At 49.3% G+C, this 24182-nt stretch carries 20 protein-coding genes and 1 rRNA gene; 7 read left to right on the forward strand and 14 right to left on the reverse strand.

What is annotated here, in order from left to right; all coding sequences use genetic code 11:
* Positions 1 to 127: 127 nt before the first annotated feature.
* The 4 genes from queD to HXW94_RS14805 are packed head-to-tail and all read left to right on the forward strand — an operon-like array spanning position 128 to position 2298.
* Positions 128 to 508: a 6-carboxytetrahydropterin synthase QueD gene (queD, locus tag HXW94_RS14790; RefSeq protein WP_178367671.1), complete on the forward strand. Its 381-nt coding sequence runs from the start codon at positions 128 to 130 to the stop codon at positions 506 to 508.
* A complete protein-coding gene (locus HXW94_RS14795; protein WP_178367672.1) occupies positions 509 to 1153 on the forward strand; it encodes a radical SAM protein in 645 nt (214 codons plus the stop codon).
* Between the two features lie 3 nt (positions 1154 to 1156).
* Positions 1157 to 1861: a 7-cyano-7-deazaguanine synthase QueC gene (gene queC, locus HXW94_RS14800; RefSeq protein ID WP_178367673.1), complete on the forward strand. Its 705-nt coding sequence runs from the start codon at positions 1157 to 1159 to the stop codon at positions 1859 to 1861.
* Positions 1858 to 2298, forward strand: a complete 441-nt coding sequence (locus tag HXW94_RS14805; protein WP_178367674.1) for a hypothetical protein — start codon at positions 1858 to 1860, stop codon at positions 2296 to 2298. The genes queC and HXW94_RS14805 overlap by 4 nt, the downstream gene beginning before the upstream one ends.
* Here the strand turns inward: HXW94_RS14805 and serB are convergent.
* From serB to HXW94_RS14835, 6 genes are all read right to left on the reverse strand, one after another.
* Entirely contained in the window at positions 2295 to 3524 is a 1230-nt protein-coding gene (serB, locus tag HXW94_RS14810; RefSeq protein ID WP_178367675.1) for a phosphoserine phosphatase SerB, read from the reverse strand. The two genes, HXW94_RS14805 and serB, sit on opposite strands and share 4 nt — an antisense overlap.
* A 75-nt stretch (positions 3525 to 3599) precedes the next feature.
* Positions 3600 to 4988, reverse strand: coding sequence for a CCA tRNA nucleotidyltransferase (locus HXW94_RS14815; protein ID WP_178367676.1), 1389 nt, complete (start codon positions 4986 to 4988; stop codon positions 3600 to 3602).
* A gap of 15 nt (positions 4989 to 5003) precedes the next feature.
* A complete protein-coding gene (gene amrS / locus HXW94_RS14820) occupies positions 5004 to 6026 on the reverse strand; it encodes an AmmeMemoRadiSam system radical SAM enzyme (protein WP_178367677.1) in 1023 nt (340 codons plus the stop codon).
* Positions 6023 to 6796: a class I SAM-dependent methyltransferase gene (locus HXW94_RS14825; RefSeq protein ID WP_178367678.1), complete on the reverse strand. Its 774-nt coding sequence runs from the start codon at positions 6794 to 6796 to the stop codon at positions 6023 to 6025. Before HXW94_RS14825 ends, amrS begins: the two co-directional genes overlap by 4 nt.
* A gap of 107 nt (positions 6797 to 6903) precedes the next feature.
* Complete coding sequence (locus HXW94_RS14830; RefSeq protein ID WP_178367679.1) at positions 6904 to 7413, reverse strand: FKBP-type peptidyl-prolyl cis-trans isomerase; 510 nt, start codon at positions 7411 to 7413, stop codon at positions 6904 to 6906.
* Between the two features lie 308 nt (positions 7414 to 7721).
* Entirely contained in the window at positions 7722 to 9725 is a 2004-nt protein-coding gene (locus HXW94_RS14835) for a methyl-accepting chemotaxis protein (RefSeq protein WP_178367689.1), read from the reverse strand.
* 95 nt (positions 9726 to 9820) lie between these two features.
* Between HXW94_RS14835 and HXW94_RS14840 the strand changes: the two genes are divergently transcribed.
* The gene (locus tag HXW94_RS14840; protein WP_178367680.1) at positions 9821 to 10174 is read left to right on the forward strand and encodes a hypothetical protein; all 354 of its coding nucleotides are present in this window, start codon (positions 9821 to 9823) and stop codon (positions 10172 to 10174) included.
* A 145-nt stretch (positions 10175 to 10319) separates the two neighbouring features.
* Complete coding sequence (gene rsgA, locus HXW94_RS14845; RefSeq protein ID WP_178367681.1) at positions 10320 to 11423, forward strand: ribosome small subunit-dependent GTPase A; 1104 nt, start codon at positions 10320 to 10322, stop codon at positions 11421 to 11423.
* A gap of 35 nt (positions 11424 to 11458) precedes the next feature.
* On the opposite strand, the gene HXW94_RS14850 is transcribed toward rsgA, so the two are convergent.
* The 7 genes from HXW94_RS14850 to HXW94_RS14880 form a co-directional block, all read right to left on the reverse strand.
* Entirely contained in the window at positions 11459 to 11929 is a 471-nt protein-coding gene (locus HXW94_RS14850; RefSeq protein WP_178367682.1) for a MarR family transcriptional regulator, read from the reverse strand.
* Between the two features lie 3 nt (positions 11930 to 11932).
* Positions 11933 to 13819: a TRAP transporter fused permease subunit gene (locus tag HXW94_RS14855; RefSeq protein WP_178367683.1), complete on the reverse strand. Its 1887-nt coding sequence runs from the start codon at positions 13817 to 13819 to the stop codon at positions 11933 to 11935.
* 242 nt (positions 13820 to 14061) lie between these two features.
* Positions 14062 to 15024: a TAXI family TRAP transporter solute-binding subunit gene (locus HXW94_RS14860; protein WP_178367684.1), complete on the reverse strand. Its 963-nt coding sequence runs from the start codon at positions 15022 to 15024 to the stop codon at positions 14062 to 14064.
* A 303-nt stretch (positions 15025 to 15327) separates the two neighbouring features.
* A complete protein-coding gene (locus tag HXW94_RS14865) occupies positions 15328 to 17772 on the reverse strand; it encodes a homocysteine S-methyltransferase family protein (protein ID WP_178367685.1) in 2445 nt (814 codons plus the stop codon).
* A 7-nt stretch (positions 17773 to 17779) separates the two neighbouring features.
* Positions 17780 to 18418, reverse strand: a complete 639-nt coding sequence (locus HXW94_RS14870; RefSeq protein WP_178367686.1) for a hypothetical protein — start codon at positions 18416 to 18418, stop codon at positions 17780 to 17782.
* 194 nt (positions 18419 to 18612) lie between these two features.
* Positions 18613 to 20616, reverse strand: coding sequence for a methyl-accepting chemotaxis protein (locus tag HXW94_RS14875; protein WP_178367690.1), 2004 nt, complete (start codon positions 20614 to 20616; stop codon positions 18613 to 18615).
* A gap of 111 nt (positions 20617 to 20727) precedes the next feature.
* Entirely contained in the window at positions 20728 to 23319 is a 2592-nt protein-coding gene (locus tag HXW94_RS14880) for a methyl-accepting chemotaxis protein (protein WP_178367687.1), read from the reverse strand.
* Between the two features lie 137 nt (positions 23320 to 23456).
* Here HXW94_RS14880 and HXW94_RS14885 point away from each other — a divergent pair, with 137 nt between their 5' ends.
* On the forward strand, positions 23457 to 24032 hold the full coding sequence (locus HXW94_RS14885) for a YkgJ family cysteine cluster protein (RefSeq protein WP_178367688.1): 576 nt from the start codon (positions 23457 to 23459) through the stop codon (positions 24030 to 24032).
* Positions 24033 to 24093: 61 nt separating this feature from the next.
* On the opposite strand, the gene rrf is transcribed toward HXW94_RS14885, so the two are convergent.
* Positions 24094 to 24182 (reverse strand): 5S ribosomal RNA (gene rrf / locus HXW94_RS14890); the annotation flags it as partial.

The raw sequence follows: 24182 nt of genomic DNA on the forward strand, positions 1-24182 counted from the left end.
GTATGAAATCCCTGGAAAAATTTGAAAAGTATAAATTTAATCATCTTGACTTTTTTGATTCAGACCCAAATTTATGATAGATTTTTTAAATCAACAAGGCTAGTTATTAACAAGGGAGTCGCTATTTATGCCAGGCGTATATGACATTTGTGTCCAGGATCATTTTGCAGCCGCCCATTCCCTGAGAGGCTATGACGGCAACTGCTCAAATCTGCACGGCCATAACTGGGTTGTTGAAGCGCACATCCGCTGCACCAAGCTCAACCAGTTGGGCATGGGCATAGATTTCAGGGATGTCAAACGTGTGGTCAAGGATGTTTTAAGCAAACTGGATCACACCAATCTTAATGAGGTTGCCGAATTTGGATCAATCAACCCCACGGCTGAAAATCTGGCCAAATTTCTCTACTCGGAAATATCCAGGCGTCTGAACACCAAATTCATCAAGGTCCAAAAAATCATGGTATTTGAAAGTCCGGGCTGCGGATCATCCTACCAGGAGATATAAGTGCCTCTGGACATCTGCGAAATTTTTTACAGCCTGCAGGGGGAATCCACCCGGGTGGGCCTTGCCTGTGTGTTTGTCCGGCTGTCCGGGTGCAACCTATCCTGTGCCTGGTGCGATACCACCTATGCGGCCTCACAATCCGTTTCCATGACCATAAATCAGATTGTGGACCAGGTGTCTGCCTTTGAATGTCCCCTGGTTGAAATTACCGGTGGAGAGCCCTTGATTCAACCCCGGACACCTGCATTGATATCCGCACTTCTGCAAAAAGGATTTCAGGTGCTGCTGGAAACCAATGGAAGTTTAAGCATTGCACCTGTTGATCCCGCCTGTATCCGCATCATGGATGTCAAGTGTCCCCTGTCCGGTGAGGCCGGGTCATTTCTTTTGGACAACTTCAATCATATGACCGCCCGGGATGAGATTAAATTCGTGGTGGGATCAAGGCAGGACTATGACTATGCCGCATCCGTCATTGAGACATACCTTATGCACCATCCCAGGGAGAAGATCCACATCTGCCCGGTTTTCGGCCGAATTGCGCTTTCGGATCTGGCAGCATGGATACTTAAAGACAGGCTGGGTGCAAGACTGTCCCTTCAACAACACAAAATCATCTGGGATCCGGATTTAAGAGGAGTATAACCCATGACAAAAAAAGCCGTTATTCTTTCATCCGGCGGTATTGATTCCACCACTGCCATGGCAATTGCCGGGGACCGGGGGTTCAATATTTACAGTTTAAGTTTCAGATACGGCCAGCGCCACAGCGTAGAGTTGGAATGCGCAAAGAAAGTCGCCCGCTACCTGGGCGCCATTGATCATAAAATCGTGGACATTGACCTGCGCCGGTTCGGCGGTTCTGCGCTCACCGATGACATTGCCGTGCCCAAACATGAAAGCGTGACGCAGATTGATCAAACCCGGATTCCCGTCACCTATGTACCGGCCAGGAACACCATTTTTTTATCTTATGCCATGGCCTGGGCCGAGGTGCTTAAAGCCGAAGCCATTTTCATTGGTGTCACAGCCGTGGATTATTCAGGATACCCGGACTGCAGGCCCCAGTTCATTGAAGCCTTCCAGACCATGGCTAACCTGGCCACAAAAACCGGGGTAACAAAACAAACGATTTTGACCATTGAAACCCCTTTGATCCAAATGTCAAAATCCGAAATAATTAGAATCGGACACGGTTTAGGCGTAGACTACAGTCTAACTATCTCATGTTATGATCCGGACAGCCAGGGACGCTCCTGCGGCAGATGCGACTCTTGCCTGCACCGCAAAAAAGGATTTAGCCAAGCCGGAATCCCTGATCCGACCCCCTACATCAAAGAGCCACAAATATGAATGTTAAAAATATCTGGAAGGTTATTAAAAATAGATACCGGCTTTCTACAAAAGTTCAAATGAACTTTGAACTGAGTTTCCCTAAATATTTGATAGCTAAATGCTGGTTCACTACAGATAATACCTATCAAGTTAGAAAACAAAAAGTTTCCCCTTCCCTGAAAGGAATTATTTTTTCAGACACAATACCACTAAGTTGGTTTACATCTTCTGTATTAATTCCTTGGGGAAAAGTGCTGAAACTTGCTATCTCAAATACAGTGCCTTCCATTGAAGGCTCGGTGAACATGCCGTTGTCATCAAATTTAAATAAAAAATCATTAGATTTTGAGTATCGTACAATACGACTTAATGATCCGATAGAAATGACAATTGATTTACCTTGGTCAAAAGAGTTTACTGAATACGTGCAAGAAAACAACCTGTTTGATATTTAACTGCTGCTACCCGGATCAGGAATCTCACGTTCATGGATTCCCAGCAGGAACAAAAGGCCATCCAGCCCCATGGTGGAAATGGTATTGGCCGCTTTTTCCCGGACAATGGGCTTGGCGTTAAAGGCCACACCAAGGCCGGCAATGGAAATCATGGGCAGGTCATTGGCTCCGTCCCCCACGGCAATGGTCTGCTGGATGGACAGGTTCTCTTTTTTTGCAAGCTCACGTAAAAGTTCGGCCTTTTTCCGGCCATCTACAATTTCACCGGAAACCCGGCCTGTGACTTGGCCGTTCTCTATTTCAAGGGTGTTGGCAAATACATAATCAAATCCCAGAGTCTCTTTAAGATATTTGCCCACAAAGGTAAAACCGCCGGAAAGGATGGCAAGCTTGTAACCCAACCCCTTCAGGGTCCGGGTAACAAGATCGGCCCCGTCGGTCAGCGGTAACGTCCGGGCAAGGCCCTTGATATCCTCTTCTTTTAATCCTTTGAGCAGGGCCACACGCCGCCTGAAACTCTCTTTGAAATCAATTTCCCCGCGCATGGCGGATTCGGTGATTCGGGCCACCTGATCGCCGACCCCGGCCAGTTTGGCCAGTTCATCAATCACCTCGGCCTGGATCAATGTGGAATCCATATCAAACACAACAAGCTTACGATTTTTACGGTAGATATTATCCTCATGAAAGGAGATATCAATGCCCAGATCCTGGGAGATGTGAATAAACCGGCCCTTCATCTCGGGAATGCTTCGGGGGGTGCCGGATACGGCGAACTGGATACAAGCCATAGGAGGTTCCAACGGTCTTTTCAGAGATCTGCGGCCGGACATACGGGTAATGGAATCAATGTTAAGATCATGATCGGTAATCACGGAGGAGACAGCCGAAATCTGGGCTGTGGTAATGGCCCGTCCCATGACTGTAATAATTCTGCGCTCCTTGTCCTGGGTCCGGACCCAGGTTTCATATTCATTACTATCCACAGGTTCCACATCCACGGCCAGGCCCATCTTATGTCCTTCAAAAATCAAATCCTTGAACATCAAAGAAAAATCCTGGGAGCATGGAATATCCACCAGCATGCCAAGGGAGATATGTTCATGAATGACAGCCTGACCAATATCCAGAATGCTTACCCGATACTGGGCAAGGATGGTTGAAATCCGGGCGGTAAGACCTTTTTGATCCTTACCCGTAATGCTGATCAGAACAATATCTCCCATAATATATCCCCTATGAATTTGGTAATTGATTTTTAAAATATCCCGCATTCAGTACTGTAGCATGCGCTGCCGGGTCTATTTTATAACTTTGCGATCCGAATCTGTAAAGTGATTTTGAGGCATCTGCCGGACCATTTCTTCCAGGATCTCTTTTTGATTAAGGGATGGATCTTCCAGTACCTGCTCAAATAAAAACGCTTTGACCTTTCCAATGGCGGGCCCCTGGGGCAGGCCCAGAATCTGCTGTATATCTTTGCCTGAAATGTCAAGGTCATTCATATTAAACGGCGTCTGCTCATTAAGGGCATCCAGGATTTTGCCCAAACGCAGGCGGATGTCCCCAAGGGTATATGGTTTCTTCAGTGGATTGAGATTGCCTTTTTTATCGGCAATGCGCATGCGTAAAAAATCCTGGTAAGACAGATTGAGATCATCCAGCATGGCCAGAAGCCTGCGTACCGCTTTCGGGGTGGTATCTGCTTTTAAAGGACGCATGTGCCCCCGGACCAGGGCATAGATATAGTCCATGTCCTTTCTGGAAAACCGGAGACGCCCAAGGTCGGCCATCATGGCCCGGGTGCATTTTTGATGTCCCGGAAAAGTGTTCCGGCCGTCCTTGATTTCCAATGCATCTACTTTCCCGGTATCATGAAGAAAGCCTGACAGCCGGAGAATGGGCATGGATGCCGGCAGGGCATCCCCCACCAGAAGATTGTGCTCAAATACGGTTTCGGCGTGGTGGGGACCGCCGTCCAGGCCATAGCACCGCTCAAGGCTTGGTAAAATACCGCCCAGAAGGCCTGTATCATGCAGCAGATTAAAAAATTTCGAAGGCTTGTCCATGGCCATGGCCTTGACAACTTCCCGTTGAATCCGGTCTGCGGTCCCTTGGGCGGTAATTTCATGGGCATGGGTACGGATGGCATCAAAGGCGTCCGGCGCAATGTTGAACCCGAAACGGGCGGCAAACCGGCAGGCCCGGACCATGCGCACCGGATCTTCTTCAATCCGGTCAAAGGCATTCCGGGTGAATCGAATCGTCCTGTTTTCAATGTCATCCTGCCCGCCAAAGGGGTCTGCCAGAGTCCGGGTTTCCGGATCCCAGGCCATGCTGTTGATGGTGAGATCCCGGCGCCCAAGGTCTGTGGCCGGAAAGACGAGGCCTGCCGCCACAGCCTTTTTATCTGCGGGCCTGCAGGTCGCCACCTCCACCTGATTAACCAGGGTTACGGCAAAGGATTTTCCCACATATCTAGAATTCTGATCGGCAAACAGCCGGGACAGATCTTCGGGCAACGCATTGGTCAGGATATCCACATCCGCGGGGGATAGACCCAGAAGGGCGTCCCGGACAACCCCACCGGCCAGAAAAGCTTGGAAACCGGCGGTCCAAAGCGTTTCAAGGATGGTAAAAACAGGACTGCGGGCCTGGATGGTGTCCAGGATATCGACAACTGAATTCATGAAAAAATGTCTATATTAATAGATTCCGAACACAGGCGCCCCGCATCCGGGACATGTATTGGTCTGGGTTAAAAGGTTTTCCACGGAATAGCCAAATCGTTTGACCACAATCTGACCGCATTCCGGACAGTAGGTATTTTCCCTGGCACCCGGTACATTGCCGGTGTACACATGAACAAGCCCGGCTGAACGTGCAATGTCGCAGGCTTTTTCAAGGGTTTCCACAGGTGTGGGCTCAATCCGGCTGAGTTTGTATGCCGGGTGAAACCGGGACAGGTGCCAGGGGGTCGAAGGCCCCAATTCCCCGGCAATGAAGGCGGCCATGTGCTTAAGTTCGTTGGGGTCGTCATTAAGCCCCGGGATTATCAAGGTGGTGACTTCCACCATGATACCTAAATCCACCATGCTCTTCAATGTCTGTTTAACCGGTTCCAGGCGACCGTTACAGTACCGGGTATAAAAATCATCAGAGAACGATTTAAGATCCACGTTAGCTGCATCCAGCACGGCAGCAGAGGCCTGCAGCAGTTTAGGACTCATAAATCCGTTGGTAACAAAAATATTGGCAAGCCCTGCATCCTTTGCCAGCATGGCTGTATCCAAAGCCAGTTCAAAAAAAACCGTGGGCTCGGTATAGGTATAGGCAATACTTTGGCATCCTTGCGCCACAGCTTCTGCAACAATCGCTTCGGGCGTCATGGCTTTGCCGGCAAGACGACCTGAAAAAGGATCAGTCCCCTGGTCACGAACCTGGGAGATATCGGCATTCTGGCAGAACCGGCACTTAAAATTGCACCCGGGCGTGCCAATGGAAAAAGAGAGCGAGCCCGGTTTAAAATGAAAAATAGGTTTTTTTTCAATGGGGTCCACATGGGCTGCGACGACCCTGTCATACACCAGGGAAAAAAGCTGACCATCCCGGTTCTCCCGGACACCACACACGCCGGTATGTCCCGGTGCAATCGTACAATAATGGTTGCAGGCCAGACACTTGACCTTACCATCGGACAGAGGTTCATAAAGACGAGCACGTATCATTCTTCTTTCCTGAATCCTAACGCCAGGCCTGTGGCCGGCTCATTGATTTTACAATTTCGGGTTTTCAAGACCAGAGGCCGGGTGCGAAACTTCGGTACGGGCTTGATGCGCATACCAATAAAACTGCCCCAGCAGGACCACTGAATCATGCGAATACTTTCCACCTTAGAGATCAGACGCCCGGACAAAAATGGAAACTGTACGGTTGTCCGCCATTTTACAGGCACTGTCCCCAATATAGAGGTTATCATCGTTTTCAATTCCCACACACTGAAAAGATGGGCATGGCTGTACATATCCGGAAAAAAGAATCCCTTGACCCGCCGGATCATATTCCGGGGGGCATACCGGTTATGAACGCCGATAACCACCTGCTCCCGGGCCACCCGGCAGGCCTCTTCAATGGCCTTGGCCGGGCGGTTTGAAAATTCAAGACTGAAAAACATCAATGCCGTATCAAAGCAATTATCGTCAAAGGGCAGATCCTCGGCTGAACCCCGGTGCAGGTCAACGCGACATCCAAGCCGCTCGGCAGCCTTATCCAGCATATATGCGGACGGATCAATACCGGTCAGGTTCATCCCCAGATCCACAAACGGTTCAAGACTTAACCCGGTGCCGCAGCCAATGTCCAGCATACGCTTGCCCGACATGGGGCGAATCAGGGCGCTGATCAGTTTAATTTCAAGGTCAAAGCAGTGTTTGGCCCGGCCTTTTGCAAAAAAAGCATCATAGTCCTGGGCCGCCTTGAAATCAAATTCATATGCCATACTCAGGCCTCTTGCTATTTACATCTCCGAATTTTTTTATAATGTCCTGGGCATCAGATGTGGCCGTTAAAAAATCAACTGTGATGCGCCAGGAACACTCTTACGAATTAATTACAGTTGCAGGATCCGCAGCAGCCGGAATCGCAGTCCCCGCCTTTGGTCCCACAGCTACTTGCCGGGGGTTCCAGCCCGGTTTCTGCAATGGTGATATCAAAAATAAGGGTTTTACCGGCCAGGAAATGGTTTACGTCCATGGTGACACTTGTCTCGTTTATACTTGCCACCCGTGCAGGCACCGGCTGTCCTGCCGGATTCTGAAGTTGAAGTTCAAGGCCTTGTTTCAGGTCCATCTCCGGGGGAAACTGCTCCCTTGGGATGTCCACCATGGCACTTTCGTCTCTTGGACCGTATCCCATTTCAGGCGGAACAGTCACGGTTTTTGATTCCCCTTTTTTCATTCCGATGACGGCCTGATCAAATCCTTTGATCAGCATACCGGTATCAACGGTGAAGGTCAACGGCTGTCTGCCTTCGGAAGAGTCAAATACGTCTCCGCTTTCAAATTTTCCCGTATAATCCACGGCAATGGTATCCCCTGATTTAATTGCTTCTGTCATAAACATTTTCCTTCCAGCCGGTGGCGGTTCCGACTGTTATGGTGGGTTTTTCGGAACGTTTGCCCGAAAAAATTCAACCATCCTTATTTTAAGGATGGTTTAAACAAATCTGCTGAAATCATAGGGGAAAAATGGGAAAATGTCCAAAAGTATTTTAACATTTGATATTTTCTGTTGAACAAATTCCCTAAAAACTTGATGATTAAATCAGCGCCCTTTGGGCGGACTGTTAGGTGCTGGGTGCTGGGTGCTGGGTACTGGGTGCTGGGTACTGGGTGCTGGGAAATGGAATTTCCTATACTCTTGAGTTACAGCTTAAACTTGCCGACCATCTCGGTAAGACTTTCCGCCAGCCTGGATAATTCCAGGGCACGCTCATTTATCTGTTTGGTGCCGGCCGTGATTTCATCTGCGGCCTGGCTGACCTGGTGGACATCTTCAGTGACCTCATTTGCTACGGTGGACGTCTGATTGACATTCTCATTAACTTCCTGCACACCGGCGGCTGCCTGGCTGACATTATCGGAGATTTCCTGGGTTGTGGCAGACTGCTCTTCAATGGCAGAGGCAACCGATGTGACAATCGAATTGATATCATCAATGATTTCCACAATTGCCTTTATGGATTCCACCGACTCCGTGGTTGTTGTCTGAACCTCGCCGATTTTCAAACCGATTTCGTCCGTTGCCTGGGCCGTCTGCCGTGCAAGCTCCTTAATTTCACCGGCCACAACAGCAAAGCCTTTACCGGCTTCTCCAGCTCTGGCGGCCTCTATGGTTGCATTCAGCGCCAAAAGATTGGTCTGTTCGGAAATATCGGATATCGTTTCAGTCACCTTGCTGATCTCGGTTGCTGCCCGGCCTAACGCATCCACTTTGCCGGAAATGTGTTCGGCTTTTTCAACGGCCTGGGTCGTTGTCCGGCTTCCCTTGGCGGTATTGGTTGAAATTTCATTGATCGTTGCAGACATCTGTTCTGCAGCGGCGACAATCATCTGCAGGTTGGCACTTGTCTGCTCTGTGGCGGCCGCCACACTGTTCATCGCGGTTGCCATCTCTTCTGCGGCCGAAGAGACATTATTAGCTCTATGGGAGGACTGTTCCGCACCGGATGTCATCTGTTGAGACACTGCCGACAGTTCCGTGGAAGAAGAGGTCAAGGTCTGAACCCCTTGTGAAATGTCCGCAAACATATTTTTCAAATTCTCGGTCATTTGTTTCATGCCGGCATACACCCCACAGAGCGATTTTCCGTTGGTTTTGAATTCATATGTAAGATCCCCGGCCGCAATCCGGTCGGCCACTTTCGCGATTTCAGACGGGTCATTTCCCAGAACGGTCATGATGCGCCGAACAAACCACAGGACCGCCACGATTGTCAGGACCAGAAATATGCAGCCCACGGTCAGCATCATATTGCGAATCGAAACCACAGGCGCTAAAAACTCCGATTCATTCTGGGTGACCACAACGCTCCAGCCTGTGGCCGGCACAGGTGCGAACCCGGCAATCTTATCAATCCCCTTAAAGCGATACCCCTCAACACCGGTTTCTTGGGCCAGTGATTTTTCGGCAATCTCCTCCATCCCTTCAAGGGTCGAAATATTCAAGTTGAAAATATACGCTTTCACAGGATGATAGATAAAACGGCCGTCAACACCTACCATAAACGGATAACCTGTCTCACCGACTGTCGACTTCGCAATTTTTTCAGTTACAACCGTCAATTTTACACCTGATCCCAAAATACCGGCAAAGGCCCCGGAACTGTCCCGTAAAGGAACGGCGATGACAAAAACAGCATCTCCGCTGATTTTTGAAGTAACCGGTTCACTGATGATGATCTTGCCGGATTTGGCAGACTGAAAATAGTTTCTTTTAGCCACACTTATTTTTTTCTTTTCGGCCCCTTGGCCGGATTCGTCAGCAAGAACAACGATAAGGCCGGATGAATTCGTTACAAAAATACAATCGTAATGTTGTGGCGCCTTTTGATATACAGTTGACAGATATGCATCAACATCAGACGCCTCAAAAAAACTATTTTCGAAATCTTTAATCCCGCCGTTATGAAACATTTTTTGGATCAAGGGCGCCGACGCGATTGTCTGGGTTCTTTCGATTTCCTGTTCCATGAAAAGGTTTGTCATGGTTGCAAGATTTTGTGCGGTGAGCTTTGCCTGTCCCTCTGCAATGCTAAGCAGTGCAGAGGCGGATTTATTTATTGAAAATAGTCCCACAACAACCAGTGGAAGGATTGCGGCAAGCAACCCACCAATGATTAATTTTGATTTTAAAGTTAATTTTCTCATCATCCTGTATTCTCCTCTCCTCTCCTCTCCTCTCATTTAAGTTGAGGTATTATACAGTTTATGCATATCAATGGGAAGTCTGATCAGTCATATCAATGAAAAATCTGATCAATTTTAATTGCTTGGAAAACCTGACAGCTAAGGCGGCTGAGCCGCAGGAAATAGAGACGGGAAACAAGAAAAAAAAGGCGCTTGGTCAGAACATCAGCTACAGCGTAGGTTGGGTTGAACGAAGTGAAACCCAACAACTTATCGGCGTTGGGTTTCGTTCCTCAACCCAACCTACCGGAAATTCGTGTGGCCGAAAATATGACCAAGGCCGAGAAAAGAAAAAAAGGAATTTAACAAGTTCTTGTTTTTTGTTGCAGAAACTGAGGCGTAAGGCACTAATATCTCTTGACAGAATGCAGGCCCATCCTGTAAAGAAGAACCACTTACGCCAACATTAAGGCGTTTTTTGAATATCTGCTGTTCTCATTGTCTTTTCTGTCGGCAGCGACACGCTTTTGAAATTATATCGCAAGGCTTATATACCGGGCCCGGCCTATGCCGCAGCCCTCTGTGAACAATATTGAAGACGGGTGGGACACTCTAATGAGCAATAAACGTATAGTAGAAAAAGACAATAATTTTAAACATCTTTCCCATTTGGGCTGGACGTCGTATTTCCAGAATCAGCTTGAAAATATTGACAATAAATCTCTTATTCCGGCCCGGGTGACCGGGGTCAGGAAAAAATATTTTTTTATCAATGACGGTAATGAAGAGTTGCTGGCAACCCCGGCCGGAAAACTTCAACAGGAAACCAGCAGCACATACCCGGTGGTCGGCGACTGGGTTATGGTCAGACAAACAGCTATAGAACAGATATTGCCGCGAAAAAACACCCTGACCCGGGGTGCCGCAGGCATGCGCAACCAAAAATCAGGCGAGTACAGGGAACAGACAATCGCGGCCAATCTTGACAGCGTATTTATCGTCACCGGCCTTGACCGGGATTTTAATCTGCGCCGCATTGAGCGTTACCTGACCCTGGTCTATAATTGCGGGCTGGCCCCGGTCATCATCCTGACAAAGGCGGACCTTCAGCAGCACCCCGAACATTTTGCAAATGAAGCGGAAACCATTGCCTTCGGTGTTCCCGTACATCTGGTCTCTGCGTTTAATGATACAGGGCTGTCCGATCTGACACCCTATCTGATGCATGGCCGGACCTGCGTCATGGTGGGGTCATCCGGCACAGGCAAATCCACGCTGATTAACCGCCTGTACGGTGAATCCGTCCAGGCCACCGGAGAGGTCAGTGCCCATGTAGGAAAGGGGACACACACCACCACGTCCCGGGATCTGATCATGATGCCCCAGGGCGGCATGATCATTGACAATCCCGGCATCCGTGAAATCAGCTTCTGGGATATTGACCAGGGTGTTGGATCTACCTTTCCGGACATAGAAGCCCTGGCGGCTGAATGCCGTTTTTCAAACTGCACCCACACCCACGAACCCGGGTGCCGTGTGCTTAAAGCCGTCCAGGACGGAGAATTGACCGAAGCCAGGCTGGAAAACTATCTGAAGATGAAACGAGAGCTGGAATATATCTCCGCCCGGAAAAACAAAAGTGCAGATCGTGTGGAAAAAGAGCGGTGGCAAGGGGTGTCCAAAAAAATTAAGACCATCAATAAAAAGAAGGCCTTTTAATTTTATTCAGTGCAAATTTGCATTTTTCTGTGGCCTTATTTTCCAGGTAGGGCAGGGTTGTTCAGGCGGTCAAAATTTGCAAATATTTTATTGATGGTTGCCCGGCAGCGGGTCATTTCATCCGGGTCAATTCCCTGTTCCGCCTCTTTTAACATCTCTTCCACAAAACCAACAAGATGGGGTTTTAATTCCTTGGCTTTGTTTGTAAGGTATACAAGATTACTGCGTTTGTCATTTTGGTCAGGAATCCTGAGTACAATATTTTTTTTTTCAAGTCCATTTAAAAGCCGGGTAATGGCGGCTTTGTCTTTGACGGCAGTCCGGGCAAGGGCCTGCTGGGTCTGACCGTCCTGACGGTAAAGATGAACGAGGATGCTCCACTGCTCGTAACTGACATCAACGCCGGCATCTTGGAATTTTTTTGACAGCCGCTTTATGATTGCCCGGGATAACCGCCCCACAAGATAGCCAATGGATTGGTCAATGATCTTGCTGTATTTGTCCACGGATTACTTTTTAAACATATCTTTTATATAAGAGACCCAGATCCCGCTGAGAAACCACGAATAGGCCCAGGTACCAAGTGTAATGGCAATAAAAGCCTTGATAATGTCCATGGGGCTGCCGTCAAGGGAAAATCCGGGCACATATCCGAAAAGAAGAGGGCCCAGGTACAAAAATTTGGCAAATTTAAAAGCGGCCAGGGCCGTGCGCCACATGTTTGCCTTGGCAATGGTCGCGCCTGCAAAGGCGGCAATACAGACAGGCGGCGTTATATTTGAATCCTGGGACAGCCAGTAAACAATCATATGCGCCGCAATCTGATTGACCCCAAGATGGGTCAGGGCCGGTACTGCAACAACGGCAGTGATCAGATAAGCAGCGGTGACGGGAACGCCCATACCTAATACCAGGGAGGCCAGGGCCACAAGCATGATGGTCAAAAGCAGGGAACCGCCGGCAAGCTCGATCATGATGTCTGCAAAGGTTAAGACCAGGCCGGAAAAGGTTAAAACACCGATAATAATTCCGATGACACCGACCGTCGCACCGATTTTAAGGCTGTTTTCCGTACCGGAGCGGGCAGCCTCAAGAAACTTGACCAACCCGGGTTTCACTTTTTCAGGTTTTTTTATGTATACAAGAACAGCCGCGGCAAAACCGATCAGAAAGCCGACCCACTGAGGGATGACGATGCTGCCGGCGCTTCCCACAAAACCGTTGAGCAAAGATATTAAAAATACCCCGGTTACGATCAGGGCCATGGTCAGATCCATGGATGTATCTGATCTTACCCGACTGATAAAAAGACAGGAAACAAGGCCCAGTATGGCTGAAAATCCCGGAGAATACCCCGTGAGCATCAAAATGGTGATGGCGATCAGGGGAATGGTATAAAACCATTCGGTTTTAAAAATATGACCGGCAGACTGCTCGCTTTTTTCTCCGACAACATTATCTTTTTTGGCCTCATAGTGAACCATGCAAAATACACTGAAAAAATACATGAATGCAGGAAAAATGGCCACCAGCATGATTTTTGAATAGGGAACCCCGGTCAACTCCGCCATGATAAAACCGCCGGCACCCATGATCGGGGGCATGAACATCCCGCCAATAGAGGCTGCCGGCTCAATACCACCGGCCACATGGGGTCTGAAGCCTGCTTTTTTCATCATGGGAATGGTGAACATGCCGGTGGAAACGGTATTGGCGATGGCTGAGCCGGAGATTGAGCCGAAAAGTCCGGAGGCGATGACGGAAACCTTACCCGGGCCGCCGATCTTATGGCCCACAGCCGCCAGGGGCCAGTCAATAAAAAATTTCTGGGCCCCACATTTTTCAAGGAACGCCCCGAACAGAACAAATAAAATAACATACGTGGCCAGAACATTGGCCATGATGCCGAAAACACCGTCACTTTTGTAGAATATACTGATGCACAACTCCGTAAATGGTGCGCCGGCATGGGAAAGCAAATCCGGGGCCATATATCCGTATACCCCGTAAATCAACATTAAAGCGCCCATGATAACAAACACACTACCGACAACGCGGCGGGCCAGCTCTATGCCGATAAGCACGCCGATGACGGCAAAAACCATATCGACCGTTGTTTCAGCACCGGTCCGGTAGTTGATGGCTTCAAAAAGGAAAATCCAGTATCCGATTGACACAATGGATAAAAGGATCAGCACATAATCAATAACCCTGCCCGCAATGGATTTTGATTTATACAGCAGGAAGACAAGAATATAGGTGATGATCACATATATCCCCCGGTGATACTGCGTTGCCATGGGCTGCACAATGGCAGACCAGGAATAAAACAGCACCAGACATATTGAAAGGATATCGAATATAATTTGTTCCAGTCGATTCAGTTTTTCGTACACGGGTTTCTTCCTGCCTATTATTTATATTATTCAAAAACACGGGCTTGATTCTATTGTCGGCCATTTTTCGTAGGGGCAATCCCCCTGTGGTTGCCCTCGTCAGGGCAGGCACGGGGGCAGGGCAGGCACGGGGGCCTGCCCCTACAGCGGCTGACGTTAGAACCAATCCCCAAAATACAATTCGGACATAAAGTCTTATTTAAGCCTTTATGTCCGGTTATAATGAAGCCTGTTCAGGATCTCTATAGGACCCCTTTTTCCTTCCAGAATTTTTCAGCACCTGGATGAAAGGGGGTGACGATACCGTCAGCGCCACGTTCAACAGCCATATCTTTAAATGTGTTTTTCTGGGCTTTCATGTGGGCAAGCCCTTCATCGGAAAAAATCAAGGAAAGCATTTTGTAAACCGTCTCATCAGACACTTCGGCATTTGCCACCCAGATGGCGGAATCCTGGAATGACGGCGTGTCGGAATCTACGCCTTTATAGGTGTTTGCAGGGATAGCCTGTTTTGTAAAATAGGGATACTTATCATAAAAACCTGTTGATTTTGCATCGGTATCAAGATCGACCATGGCAATATCATTGGTTTGGGCCGCCATCATGACAGCGCCGGTGGGGTACCCAACGAACAACCAGAATGCGTCAAGCTGATTGTTGCCGAAGGCCTGGGCGGCATCATTGTATCCCATGGCGTTTCTTTCTATTTTATCCCATACGCCCATGTGTTTAAAAAAAAGTTCGCAATTGGCAAATGCGCCGGAACCGGCATTGCCGACACCGACTTTTTTACCCACAAGGTCTTTGGTGCTTTTAATGCCCGAATCTTTGCGCACAACAAGCTGTGCCGGTGCCCCGTAAAGCCATGCCACGGCCAGTACGTTCTCATATGTTCTGGTATCGTTTGACAGCAGACCATTACGCCCCTGGTAGACATGCCCGGAGTAAAGAACGCTCATCTGTTGTCTGCCGGCATTTGTTTTTCTTAAATTTTCAGTTGAGCCGCCAGAAGACTGGGCCTGAACCCTGAATGCCTTGACTTTTTTCATTGGTTTATAGACTTGAATGCTGTTGGCCACGACCTGAAACGTTCCGCCGGCAGGGCCGCCGCCAAATACAATTCTTTCCCTGGCAAGGCCGGGTTGGCAAAATACCACGGAAACGACCCCGATAAAGCCTATAATCAATAAATGCCTACTCTTCATAATATCCTCCTGTCTGCTCTTAATATTTTTAAAAATCAATTCTGTTAAACCGCGCAGCCTACAATATCAACAAGCCTTAAAAAGATCAATGAGAGGATTGCTGTCGGGGGGCTTGGTCATAACATCGGCCACAGCGTAGGTTGGGTTGGGTTGACCGAAGTGAAACCCAACAACTTATTGGCGTTGGGTTTCGTTCCTCAACCCAACCTGCCGGAAATCCGTATGGCCTAAAATATGACCAAGGCCCTGTCGGGTTTGTATCTGTGTACCGGCCTGTGGGCGGGTTTCAGCGTTGGTTATGCACTATTTATTTTCCGTACAGATCCGGGCCGCCACATTGACCGCTTCAACACCGTCGGAAGAATATTCCGCACCAATGGATTCGGCCCAATCCCGGGTCACCACGGCACCGCCCACCATGACCTTGCATGTCAGCCCGTTCGCCTTTGCCAGGGCAATAACCTCGGGCATACGTACCATGGTAGTGGTCATCAGGGCGGACAGCCCGATAAGATCGGCCTTGTGGGTCCGGGCCGCTGCAATGATATCTTCGGCCGTAACATCCTTGCCCAGATCAATCACATCAAACCCGAAATTTCTGAGCATCAGCACCACGATGTTTTTTCCAATATCATGGATATCTCCCTGGACCGTGGCAAAAACCAGAGTGCCCTTCTTTTCAGTGGACCCGGCAGCATGAAGGGCGGGTTCAAGCACGGCAAACCCATTTTGCATGGTCTCGGCACTGGCAATGAGCTGGGGAAGAAAATACTTTCGTTCATCATAGTATTCCCCCACGGTCATGATGGCCGGGATCATCTTTTTTTCCAGCAGTTCAGACGGGGCGATCCCCTGCTCAAGGGCTTGATGACAAAGCCGTTCAATATCCTCCCTGCGGCCCTCGATCACCGCCGCCATAATCTGGTCTTCCACGGGCAGATCCGCCGCTTTTTGGGCGGGTGCCTCCTTTTTCTTTTCCGCGTTTTTATCCTTGGCAAAACGCCGGATGTATGACAACGCATCCCGGTCCCGGCCGGTTAAAACATCCGAGGCCGCTTTGGTATGCATCAAGAGTTCATGGGAGGGATTGGCAATGGCCCAGGAGAGCCCGGCGCCGGCAGCCATGGCAAAAAAGGAGGCATTCACCCATCCGCGTTCGGGCAGACCAAAAGAGATGTTTGACAACCCGAGAACCGTACCGAACCCCTGTTCCGAGGCCCATTTAACGGTTGCCAGGGTCTCTTTGGCGGCCTGGGGATTACTGGATACGGTCATGACCAGCCCGTCCACAACCAGATCTTTGTTTTTGTACCCATAGGCGGCGGCCCGTTCGGCAATTTCATTGACCAGCTCTTTTCTGCACTCCGCCTTGTCCGGCAACTCATTGTCGGCCAGGGGCAATACAATGAGCATGGACCCATACTTGGCCGCCACCGGCAGCAGCTTTTCAAGTTTCTCTTTTTCGGCTGAAATGGAGTTGATCAACGCCCGGCCCGGGTAGTACCGGACAGCCGCTTCCACCACATCCGGGTCCGAGGAGTCAATAACCAAGGGCAGATTGACCACCGGCACCACACTTGAAATGATATCTAAAAGGGTCTGTTTTTCATCAATTCCGGGCATGCCCGCGTTGATGTCCAGCAGGTCGGCCCCGGCCGCGGCCTGGTCCCGGGCCAGTTTGCGCACATAGGCCATGTTCCCCGCTTTCAGTTCCCCTTGCAGGATCTTTTTCCCGGTGGGGTTGATGCGTTCCCCGATAATGCGGATCGGGCTGTTTGAATCCGTAATCAGCGCCTGGGTAGCCGAGGAGAGCATGGCCGTTTCCACCGGCTTTCTTTCCAGGGGAGAAAGCCCTTCCATGCCCCGGGCCAGTTTGGCGATATGCTCGGGGTTGGTACCGCAGCAGCCCCCCATGATATTGACCCCGGCTTCGGCAAAGGGTCGGGCAAAACTGCTGAACTCATCGGCATCCATGGGAAATACGGTTTCGTTGTCTTTAATGACGGGCATGCCCGCATTGGGTTTGGCCATCACCGGAATTTGTACCATCTTCCGGATACGCCGGATAACATCAAGCATCTCTTTGGGACCGGTGGAGCAGTTGACGCCCACCACATCGGCCCCTAAACTTTCAAGGGTGACGGCCATGGCCTCGGGCGTGGTGCCGTTCAAGCTGTGCCCGGTTTCATCAAAGGTCATGGAGACCATGGTAAAGCCGCGGCAAAGCTCCTTGATGGCAAGCAGGGCGGCCCGGCTCTCCTGGATGTCAATCTGGGTCTCGATGACAAAAAGATCCACGCCGGCGTCAATCAACCCCGTTACCTGGCGTTTGAATCCCTGGATGGCCTGTTCAAACTCAAGATCGCCAAAAGGCTTGATAAACCGGCCGCAGGGGCCGATATCCCCGACGATCAGCGGACGGATACCTTCCCGGGCCGCCAGCTCATCCGCTGTTTTCACCGCATTTTCTGCAATCCTGCAGTTGATTTGCTCTGTTTTATCGGCAGCACCGAACTCGTCAAGTTTCCAGGGGGTGCCGCCAAAGGTGCAGGTGTAAAGCATATCCGAACCTGCCCGGGCATAGGCGCGGTATATGTCGGCGGATACCTCGGGATTCTCCATGGACCACAGTTCCGGGCTGACCCCCGGCGGCAGGCCGCGTTTCTGCATCTCGGTGCCGGTGGCGCCGTCCAGGATAAGAATGCGTTTATTAAGAATGTCCAGTATGCTTTTGCCTTTTTCCGCCATGTTGTTTTTACTCCCCTGTCACTTTTGAGATACCGCAAAAGGCGGTAACGCTTTTTTCCGGCATCAGGATACAGGTGTCCGTTATGGCCACCCCAAGCGTTTCCATTTTAAGAATATGATATATATCTGCCTGAAACCGGATGTCAAAATCCCCATAACCGGCAGAAAATCGCTTTAATTTTAATGTTTTTCTTTCCCTGACCAGCTCTTTGTTGAACAATGCCATCAGCCAGTCAAATCCTTCATCTACAATTTCAGATGCCGCGGCATCCACAATGACTGCCCCGGTCATTCGCTTGTCTTTCTGGAGTTGTTTAATCTCATCAGCAACCGCCTGACCGCCGGTAATGCCCATAATGAGCAACTGATCGGCCTTTCCCAGAAATCGGGTAAATTTTGCACTTTCAAACACCGTATTGGATTGCTTTAACGCAACGGTTCCCTTCCCATGGTCAATATGTATATCCCCGATGCGGGCCGTGGCTTTGAGATGGATATGGTCCGCCGCATAGGTGATCCAGCTGTCCACCTCGGCCATCATCCGCTGTGATATCTCGTTCTGGCGGCGTTGATATCCCAGGCGTTTAAGGATCTTATGCCGCGGCACTTTTAAGGGAATATATGGAAAGGTTCTAAGCGGCTGCATCGGGTTAATATATCAGGTTTTTTTTTTTATGAAAGTTTTTTCACCTGATTTTGCCGATTGTGCGCTTATAACTTGCAGCAATTTTATGATGATACGTAAGGGCCATGGAACTTTTAAAAGTTCCATGGCCCTTACCTAGCGTTTTTGTCTACCCTACCTGATTTTTTAAGGGGTTCAGGGGCGTGTTTGGATCTTTACAGCTTAAACTTGCCGACCATTTGGTTAAGACTTTCCGCCAGCTTGGATAATTCCAGCGCACTCTTATTTATATGTTTCGTGCCGGTCGTAATCTCGTCTGCGGCCTGACTGACCTGATGGACATCCTCAGTGACCCCGCTTGCCACGGTGGATGTCTGGTTGACATTTTCATTGACCTCCTGCACACCGGTGGCTGCCTGGCTGACATTATTGGAAATCTCCTGGGTTGTGGCAGACTGTTGTTCAATGGCAGAGGCAACCGATGTGACAATCGAATTGATATCATCAATGATTTCAACGATTGACTTTATGGCTTCTACAGACTCCGTGGTTGTTGTCTGTACTTCGCCGATTTTCATACCGATTTCGTCCGTCGCCCGGGCCGTCTGCCGTGCAAGTTCCTTAATTTCACCGGCCACAACGGCAAACCCCTTGCCGGCGTCTCCGGCTCTGGCGGCCTCTATGGTTGCATTCAGCGCCAAAAGATTGGTCTGTTCGGAAATATCCGATATGGTTTCAGTCACCTTGCTGATCTCGGTTGCTGCCCGGCCTAACGCATCCACTTTTTCGGAAATATGTTCGGCTTTTTCAACAGCCTGGGTCGTTGTCCGGCTTCCTTTGGCCGTATTGGTTGAAATTTCATCAATTGTTGCAGACATCTCTTCTGCGGCGGCGACAATCATTTGCAGGTTGGCACTTGTCTGCTCTGTGGCGGCTGCCACACTGTTCATCGCGGTTGCCATCTCTTCTGAGGCCGAAGAGACATGATTGGCTTTCTGGGAGGAGTGTGCTGCGCCGGATGTCATCTGTTGGGACACTGCCGACAGTTCCGTGGAAGAGGAGGTCAAGGTCTGAACCCCTTGTGAAATATCCGCAAACATATTTTTCAAATTGTCGGTCATTTGTTTCATGCCGGCATACACCCCACAGAGCGGTTTTCCGTTGGTTTTGAATTCATATGTAAGATCCCCGGCCGCAATCCGGTCGGCCACTTTGGCGATTTCAGACGGGTCATTTCCCAGAACGGTCATGATGCGCCGAACAAACCACAGGACCGCCACGATTGTCAGGGCCAGAAAAATACAGCCCACGGTCAGCACCATATTGCGAATCGAAACTACAGGCGCTAAAAACTCTGATTCATTCTGAGCGACCACAAGGCTCCAGCCTGTGGCCGGTACCGGTGCGAAACCGGCAATCTTATCAACCCCTTTAAACTGATATTCCTCAACACCGGTCTCCTGGGCCATCAATCTTCTGGCAATCTCCTCCGTCCCTTCAAGGGTCGTGATATTCAGCTTGAAAATATACTCGGTCACAGGATGATAGATAAAACGCCCGTCATTACCCACCATAAATGGGTAACCGGTCTCGCCGATGGTTGACTGCGCAATTTTTTTGTTTAAAGCCGCCAGTTTTACAGCTGATCCCAATACACCGGCAAACGCGCCGGAACGGTCCTGCAAAGGAACGGCAATGACAAAAATAGAAACCCCGCTGACCTTTGAAATAATCGGTTCACTGATGCTGATCTTGCCGGATTTGGCAGACTGAAAATATTTCCTTTCAGCTACATTTATTTTTTTTTGTCCGGCTCCCCGGCCGGAGTCGTCAGCCAGAACAATAAAAAGGCCGGATGAATTGGTAACAAAAAGACAATCGTAATTTTTTTGCGTCTTTTGATATAAGGTTAAAAGATATGCTTCAGCAGCCGATACCTCGGAAAAGCTAATGTCAGAACCTGCAGCCCCGGCATTATCAAACATTTTCCGGATCACGGCCTCCGACGTCATGCGCCGGGCTTTTTCAATCTCCTGTTCCATGTAGAGGTTTGTCATGGCTGCAAGATTTTGTGCGGTGAGCTTTGCCTGTCCCTCTGCAAGTTTAACCAGCGCGGAAGAGGATTGGTTTATGGAAAATAATCCCACGACAATCAGTGGCAGCATTGCCGCCGCCACGCCACCAATGATTAATTTTGACCTTAACGTTAATTTTTTCATCATCGCCCCTCATTTAAATTCAACATCAATAACTATAAACGGATTCATCAAGTTCAGTAACTGCTTCGCTGACATCATTGGCTATCTGCAGGATGAGCATGAACAGTCAGGTTAGGCCGCTGATTTTGCCGAGCTGGATTCATGACTTACCGGGTCAGACGCATGACTTGCCGGGTCCGATTCACCAATGGTGAAGTGACTTACAATTTCATGAAGTTCTCCCGCCAGCCGGGACAATGATTCAGCACTGGTCCGTATATCATGGCTGCCCGATTCCACGGATTCCGTGGCCTGGTTCACATCTGTAATATTCTGTGTGACTTCCTTGGAGGCAACCGATACCTGTTTAATATTGCTGTTGACCTCATCAAGTTCGATAGCCGCGTCACTGACGTTCTTGGATATCTGGCGGGTTGTGGCGGTCTGCTCTTCAATGGCCGAGGCAATTGTGGTGACAATTTGATTGATCTCATTGATAACGTTCACGATGGTGTTAATGGCCCCGGCGGATTCTGTTGCGGTGGTCTGGATCGCGCTGATTCTACCATTGATGTCCTGGGTGGCATGGGCGGTCTGCCGGGCAAGTTCCTTGATTTCAGCGGCGACCACGGCAAACCCCTTGCCGGATTCGCCTGCCCGGGATGCTTCAATGGTTGCGTTTAAGGCCAGCAAGTTTGTCTGCTCTGAAATTTCTGCAATGGTCTCTGTAACCTTACTAATCTCTTCAGCTGCCCGGTCAAGTTCATTGACTTTAGCGGACACCTCTTTGGCTGTGGCAACGGCTTTGGATGTGGTCTCATTGCCTTTTTCCGTATTATGCGCAACCTCCTGGGTGGTCGCGGCCATCTCTTCAATGGCTGTGGCAATCATTTGCAGGTTCATGGTCGCCTGCTCCGAGGCCGAAGCAACACTGTTCATGTTGTCACTCATTGTTTCGGCGGATGTGGAGACATGACCTGTTTTCAGCGACGTTTGGCCGGCGTTTTCCGCAATTTGCCGGGAAACATCCGACAATTGGATGGAAGACGATGTTAATGTGCCGACCCCGGCCACAATATCTGAAAATATCAGTTGTAGATTTTCAGACATGTTGTTCAGTGCCGATGCCAGAAGACCGACCTCGTCGGTCTGATTGATATCTAACCGTTTGGTTAAATCTTTGCCGGCAATGGTTTCGGCAAAGGCAACGCCCTGGATAACAGGGCGGCTGATACTTCTGGAGATAATAAATGTCAACCCGATGCCGATAAGAATGGCTGCAATTCCCATAACGAGCACACGGTTCCTGACTGTCCAGGCATGGCTTAGCATCTGTTCATCCGTCAGGACAGCCTGCCGGATCTCTTTTTGTATATCAGCCATTGTGCTTTTTATCTGCCCTACGGCGGGTATGGTACGGGTGGTGAATATTTTCTGGGCCTTAACCCTGCTCTGGGTCAATTGGGTCTCGGCATTGATTGCCTGTTGGAACAAATTGTGTACCTCAGCCAGAGATGACCGGATTTTATTGACCAGCACATTCATGGCCCAGGTCATATTCATGTCGTTAATGGCCGTTTCAATTTCCCAGGCATTCCGGAACAGCTTTTTGTGGGCGTCAGCCAGTTGTGGCAAGATAGACTCAAGTTCCGGAAACGAAGACATAATCGCGCTGGTTTCAGGTGCAGATAAAAACTTGCCGAAATTGGACTGGTCGGCATTAAGCTCGATATTCAGTTTAAATGGTTTTCCCTGTGACACATCGTTTGCCCGGTCCATCAGTTTTTGATTGCCCGCATCCACATGAAGGCAGGCACAGATCACCCAATCCCAATAGGAATACTTTGTGGCAAAGACCAGCATGGGCGCCGGCCTGAGACCATCAAAAAGGCTATGGTCAAAGCTCACAAACCCCTCCCCGTCGTTAAACGGTGCCTGGCGCATGGCATCAAAGGGTTTGCGGCCGTTTTTATCTTCCGTATCGCTCAGCTTTTTCCCTACCAGGGACGGTTCTAACGGATGCATGACAACAACACCGTTGGCATCAAGCACAAAAAAATAATCTTCTTCTATGCTGCCGAAACGCATATGTTTTAAGCTGTTGAGAACCGCTTGCTTTTGATTCAGGTCAGGCATATCAATGCTGCGTATGGATTGTATCAGGTCCGTGGCTTTTCCGGATGCGGCCTTGAGCAGGTTCTGATAGGTGTACATCCCGCCGGCTTCCTCGGCCACAGCCTTGTTGAGTTCCACCACCCAGTTAATAATGCCTGCAAGGTGGTTTGATAAAACCTGGGCCAGATCCCCGTGATCTTTTTTTAATGTATTTTTTATGGCACTGACGGACTCGTGCAGTTCCCTGTGAGGTGCTTCAATGGCCTTGAATAACGGTGCCAGCCCAGGAATCAAGGCCTGGGCTTTTTTTCGGTCGTCGCTGTACAACCACTTGCCAAGGCCGCAAGATCGGCCATCGGTTTTCACATCCAGGCTTGTGAGGCTTTCATCGGTAAAAAAGCGGCTGACATCAGCAACCCAGTTGAGATGTTCCACCTCTTTTTGCGCAAGGGTACCGTACAGCTTGTTGCCGGAAATAACCTCCCGGGCATCCACGACAATCCCTTCCACGCCAAAATAACTGATGATGCTCATTATGCCTAACAGAAAAACAACGGTGCCGATACCGATGCCGATTTTGTTTTTAATTTTGATATTTTTCCAGTTCAATGCGCTCTCCCAAATAAATGATGCTTTAAATTTTAGACAGATATATAAAACGCATTTGTCGTTTACAAAAACGTCGTTTACATATAGACAACAATTGTTAGAATTTTATTTAATAATAATTAATTAACCGGAAAAAAATGAAAGAAAAAACAACCCAATTAAAAGATATCTATGATGCCTTTGATGCGGATACCCGTGACCTGGTAAAAGGGCGTGCCTGCACCCGGGGCTGTAGTTTCTGCTGCAGGGAAGCCGGCAGCATTGACATTACCACCCTGGAGGGGATGATTATTCGAAAGGCCATGGAAAAAATGCCGAAAAGTAGACAGAAAACCCTGACCAAGGCATTTAGAAGCGAAATAAAGCAACGGGAAGCAGGCAACGCGGTGCCCTGTCCATTTCTTATGAAAAATAACGCCTGCATGATCTATGAAGAGCGGCCCTTTTCCTGCCGCAGGATTTACTCCGCCCATGTCTGTGACCGGGATGCACCGCCGGCGGTAAACCGTCAGGTCATGGAACGGGCGCATCAGGCCATAGCAGCGCTTCAACAACTGGACAACACCGGCTATTCCGGGCATCTTTCCTACATTTTGTATATGCTGTCGGTTCCGGCGTTTCTAAAAACTTACACGGCCGGGGAATTTAAGCCTGAGGAGATTATGGAATTTGGAAAGGCCCACAGGATTGTCATTAACCGGACCCGTTCCTAAAAAGAAAAAACAAAAAAAGCCCTGACCATTTGCAATAAATGATCAGGGCTTTTTAAAAAAGAACCGGCGGCGTTCTACTCTCCCACACAGTCTCCCATGCAGTACCATCGACGCTAAAGAGCTTAACTTCCGTGTTCGAGATGGGTACGG

Source organism: Desulfobacter latus (assembly GCF_013389365.1).
GTDB lineage: Bacteria > Desulfobacterota > Desulfobacteria > Desulfobacterales > Desulfobacteraceae > Desulfobacter > Desulfobacter latus.

What these genes read in the sequence shown, in the direction of transcription:
- queD (WP_178367671.1), top strand. Translation starts at nt 128, where the DNA reads ATGCCAGGCGTATATGACATTTGTGTCCAGGATCATTTTGCAGCCGCC.
- queC (WP_178367673.1), top strand. Translation starts at nt 1,157, where the DNA reads ATGACAAAAAAAGCCGTTATTCTTTCATCCGGCGGTATTGATTCCACC.
- HXW94_RS14805 (WP_178367674.1), top strand. Translation starts at nt 1,858, where the DNA reads ATGAATGTTAAAAATATCTGGAAGGTTATTAAAAATAGATACCGGCTT.
- serB (WP_178367675.1), bottom strand. Translation starts at nt 3,524, where the DNA reads ATGGGAGATATTGTTCTGATCAGCATTACGGGTAAGGATCAAAAAGGT.
- HXW94_RS14815 (WP_178367676.1), bottom strand. Translation starts at nt 4,988, where the DNA reads ATGAATTCAGTTGTCGATATCCTGGACACCATCCAGGCCCGCAGTCCT.
- amrS (WP_178367677.1), bottom strand. Translation starts at nt 6,026, where the DNA reads ATGATACGTGCTCGTCTTTATGAACCTCTGTCCGATGGTAAGGTCAAG.
- HXW94_RS14825 (WP_178367678.1), bottom strand. Translation starts at nt 6,796, where the DNA reads ATGGCATATGAATTTGATTTCAAGGCGGCCCAGGACTATGATGCTTTT.
- HXW94_RS14830 (WP_178367679.1), bottom strand. Translation starts at nt 7,413, where the DNA reads ATGACAGAAGCAATTAAATCAGGGGATACCATTGCCGTGGATTATACG.
- HXW94_RS14835 (WP_178367689.1), bottom strand. Translation starts at nt 9,725, where the DNA reads ATGAGAAAATTAACTTTAAAATCAAAATTAATCATTGGTGGGTTGCTT.
- HXW94_RS14840 (WP_178367680.1), top strand. Translation starts at nt 9,821, where the DNA reads ATGAAAAATCTGATCAATTTTAATTGCTTGGAAAACCTGACAGCTAAG.
- rsgA (WP_178367681.1), top strand. Translation starts at nt 10,320, where the DNA reads ATGAGCAATAAACGTATAGTAGAAAAAGACAATAATTTTAAACATCTT.
- HXW94_RS14860 (WP_178367684.1), bottom strand. Translation starts at nt 15,024, where the DNA reads ATGAAGAGTAGGCATTTATTGATTATAGGCTTTATCGGGGTCGTTTCC.
- HXW94_RS14865 (WP_178367685.1), bottom strand. Translation starts at nt 17,772, where the DNA reads ATGGCGGAAAAAGGCAAAAGCATACTGGACATTCTTAATAAACGCATT.
- HXW94_RS14870 (WP_178367686.1), bottom strand. Translation starts at nt 18,418, where the DNA reads ATGCAGCCGCTTAGAACCTTTCCATATATTCCCTTAAAAGTGCCGCGG.
- HXW94_RS14875 (WP_178367690.1), bottom strand. Translation starts at nt 20,616, where the DNA reads ATGAAAAAATTAACGTTAAGGTCAAAATTAATCATTGGTGGCGTGGCG.
- HXW94_RS14885 (WP_178367688.1), top strand. Translation starts at nt 23,457, where the DNA reads ATGAAAGAAAAAACAACCCAATTAAAAGATATCTATGATGCCTTTGAT.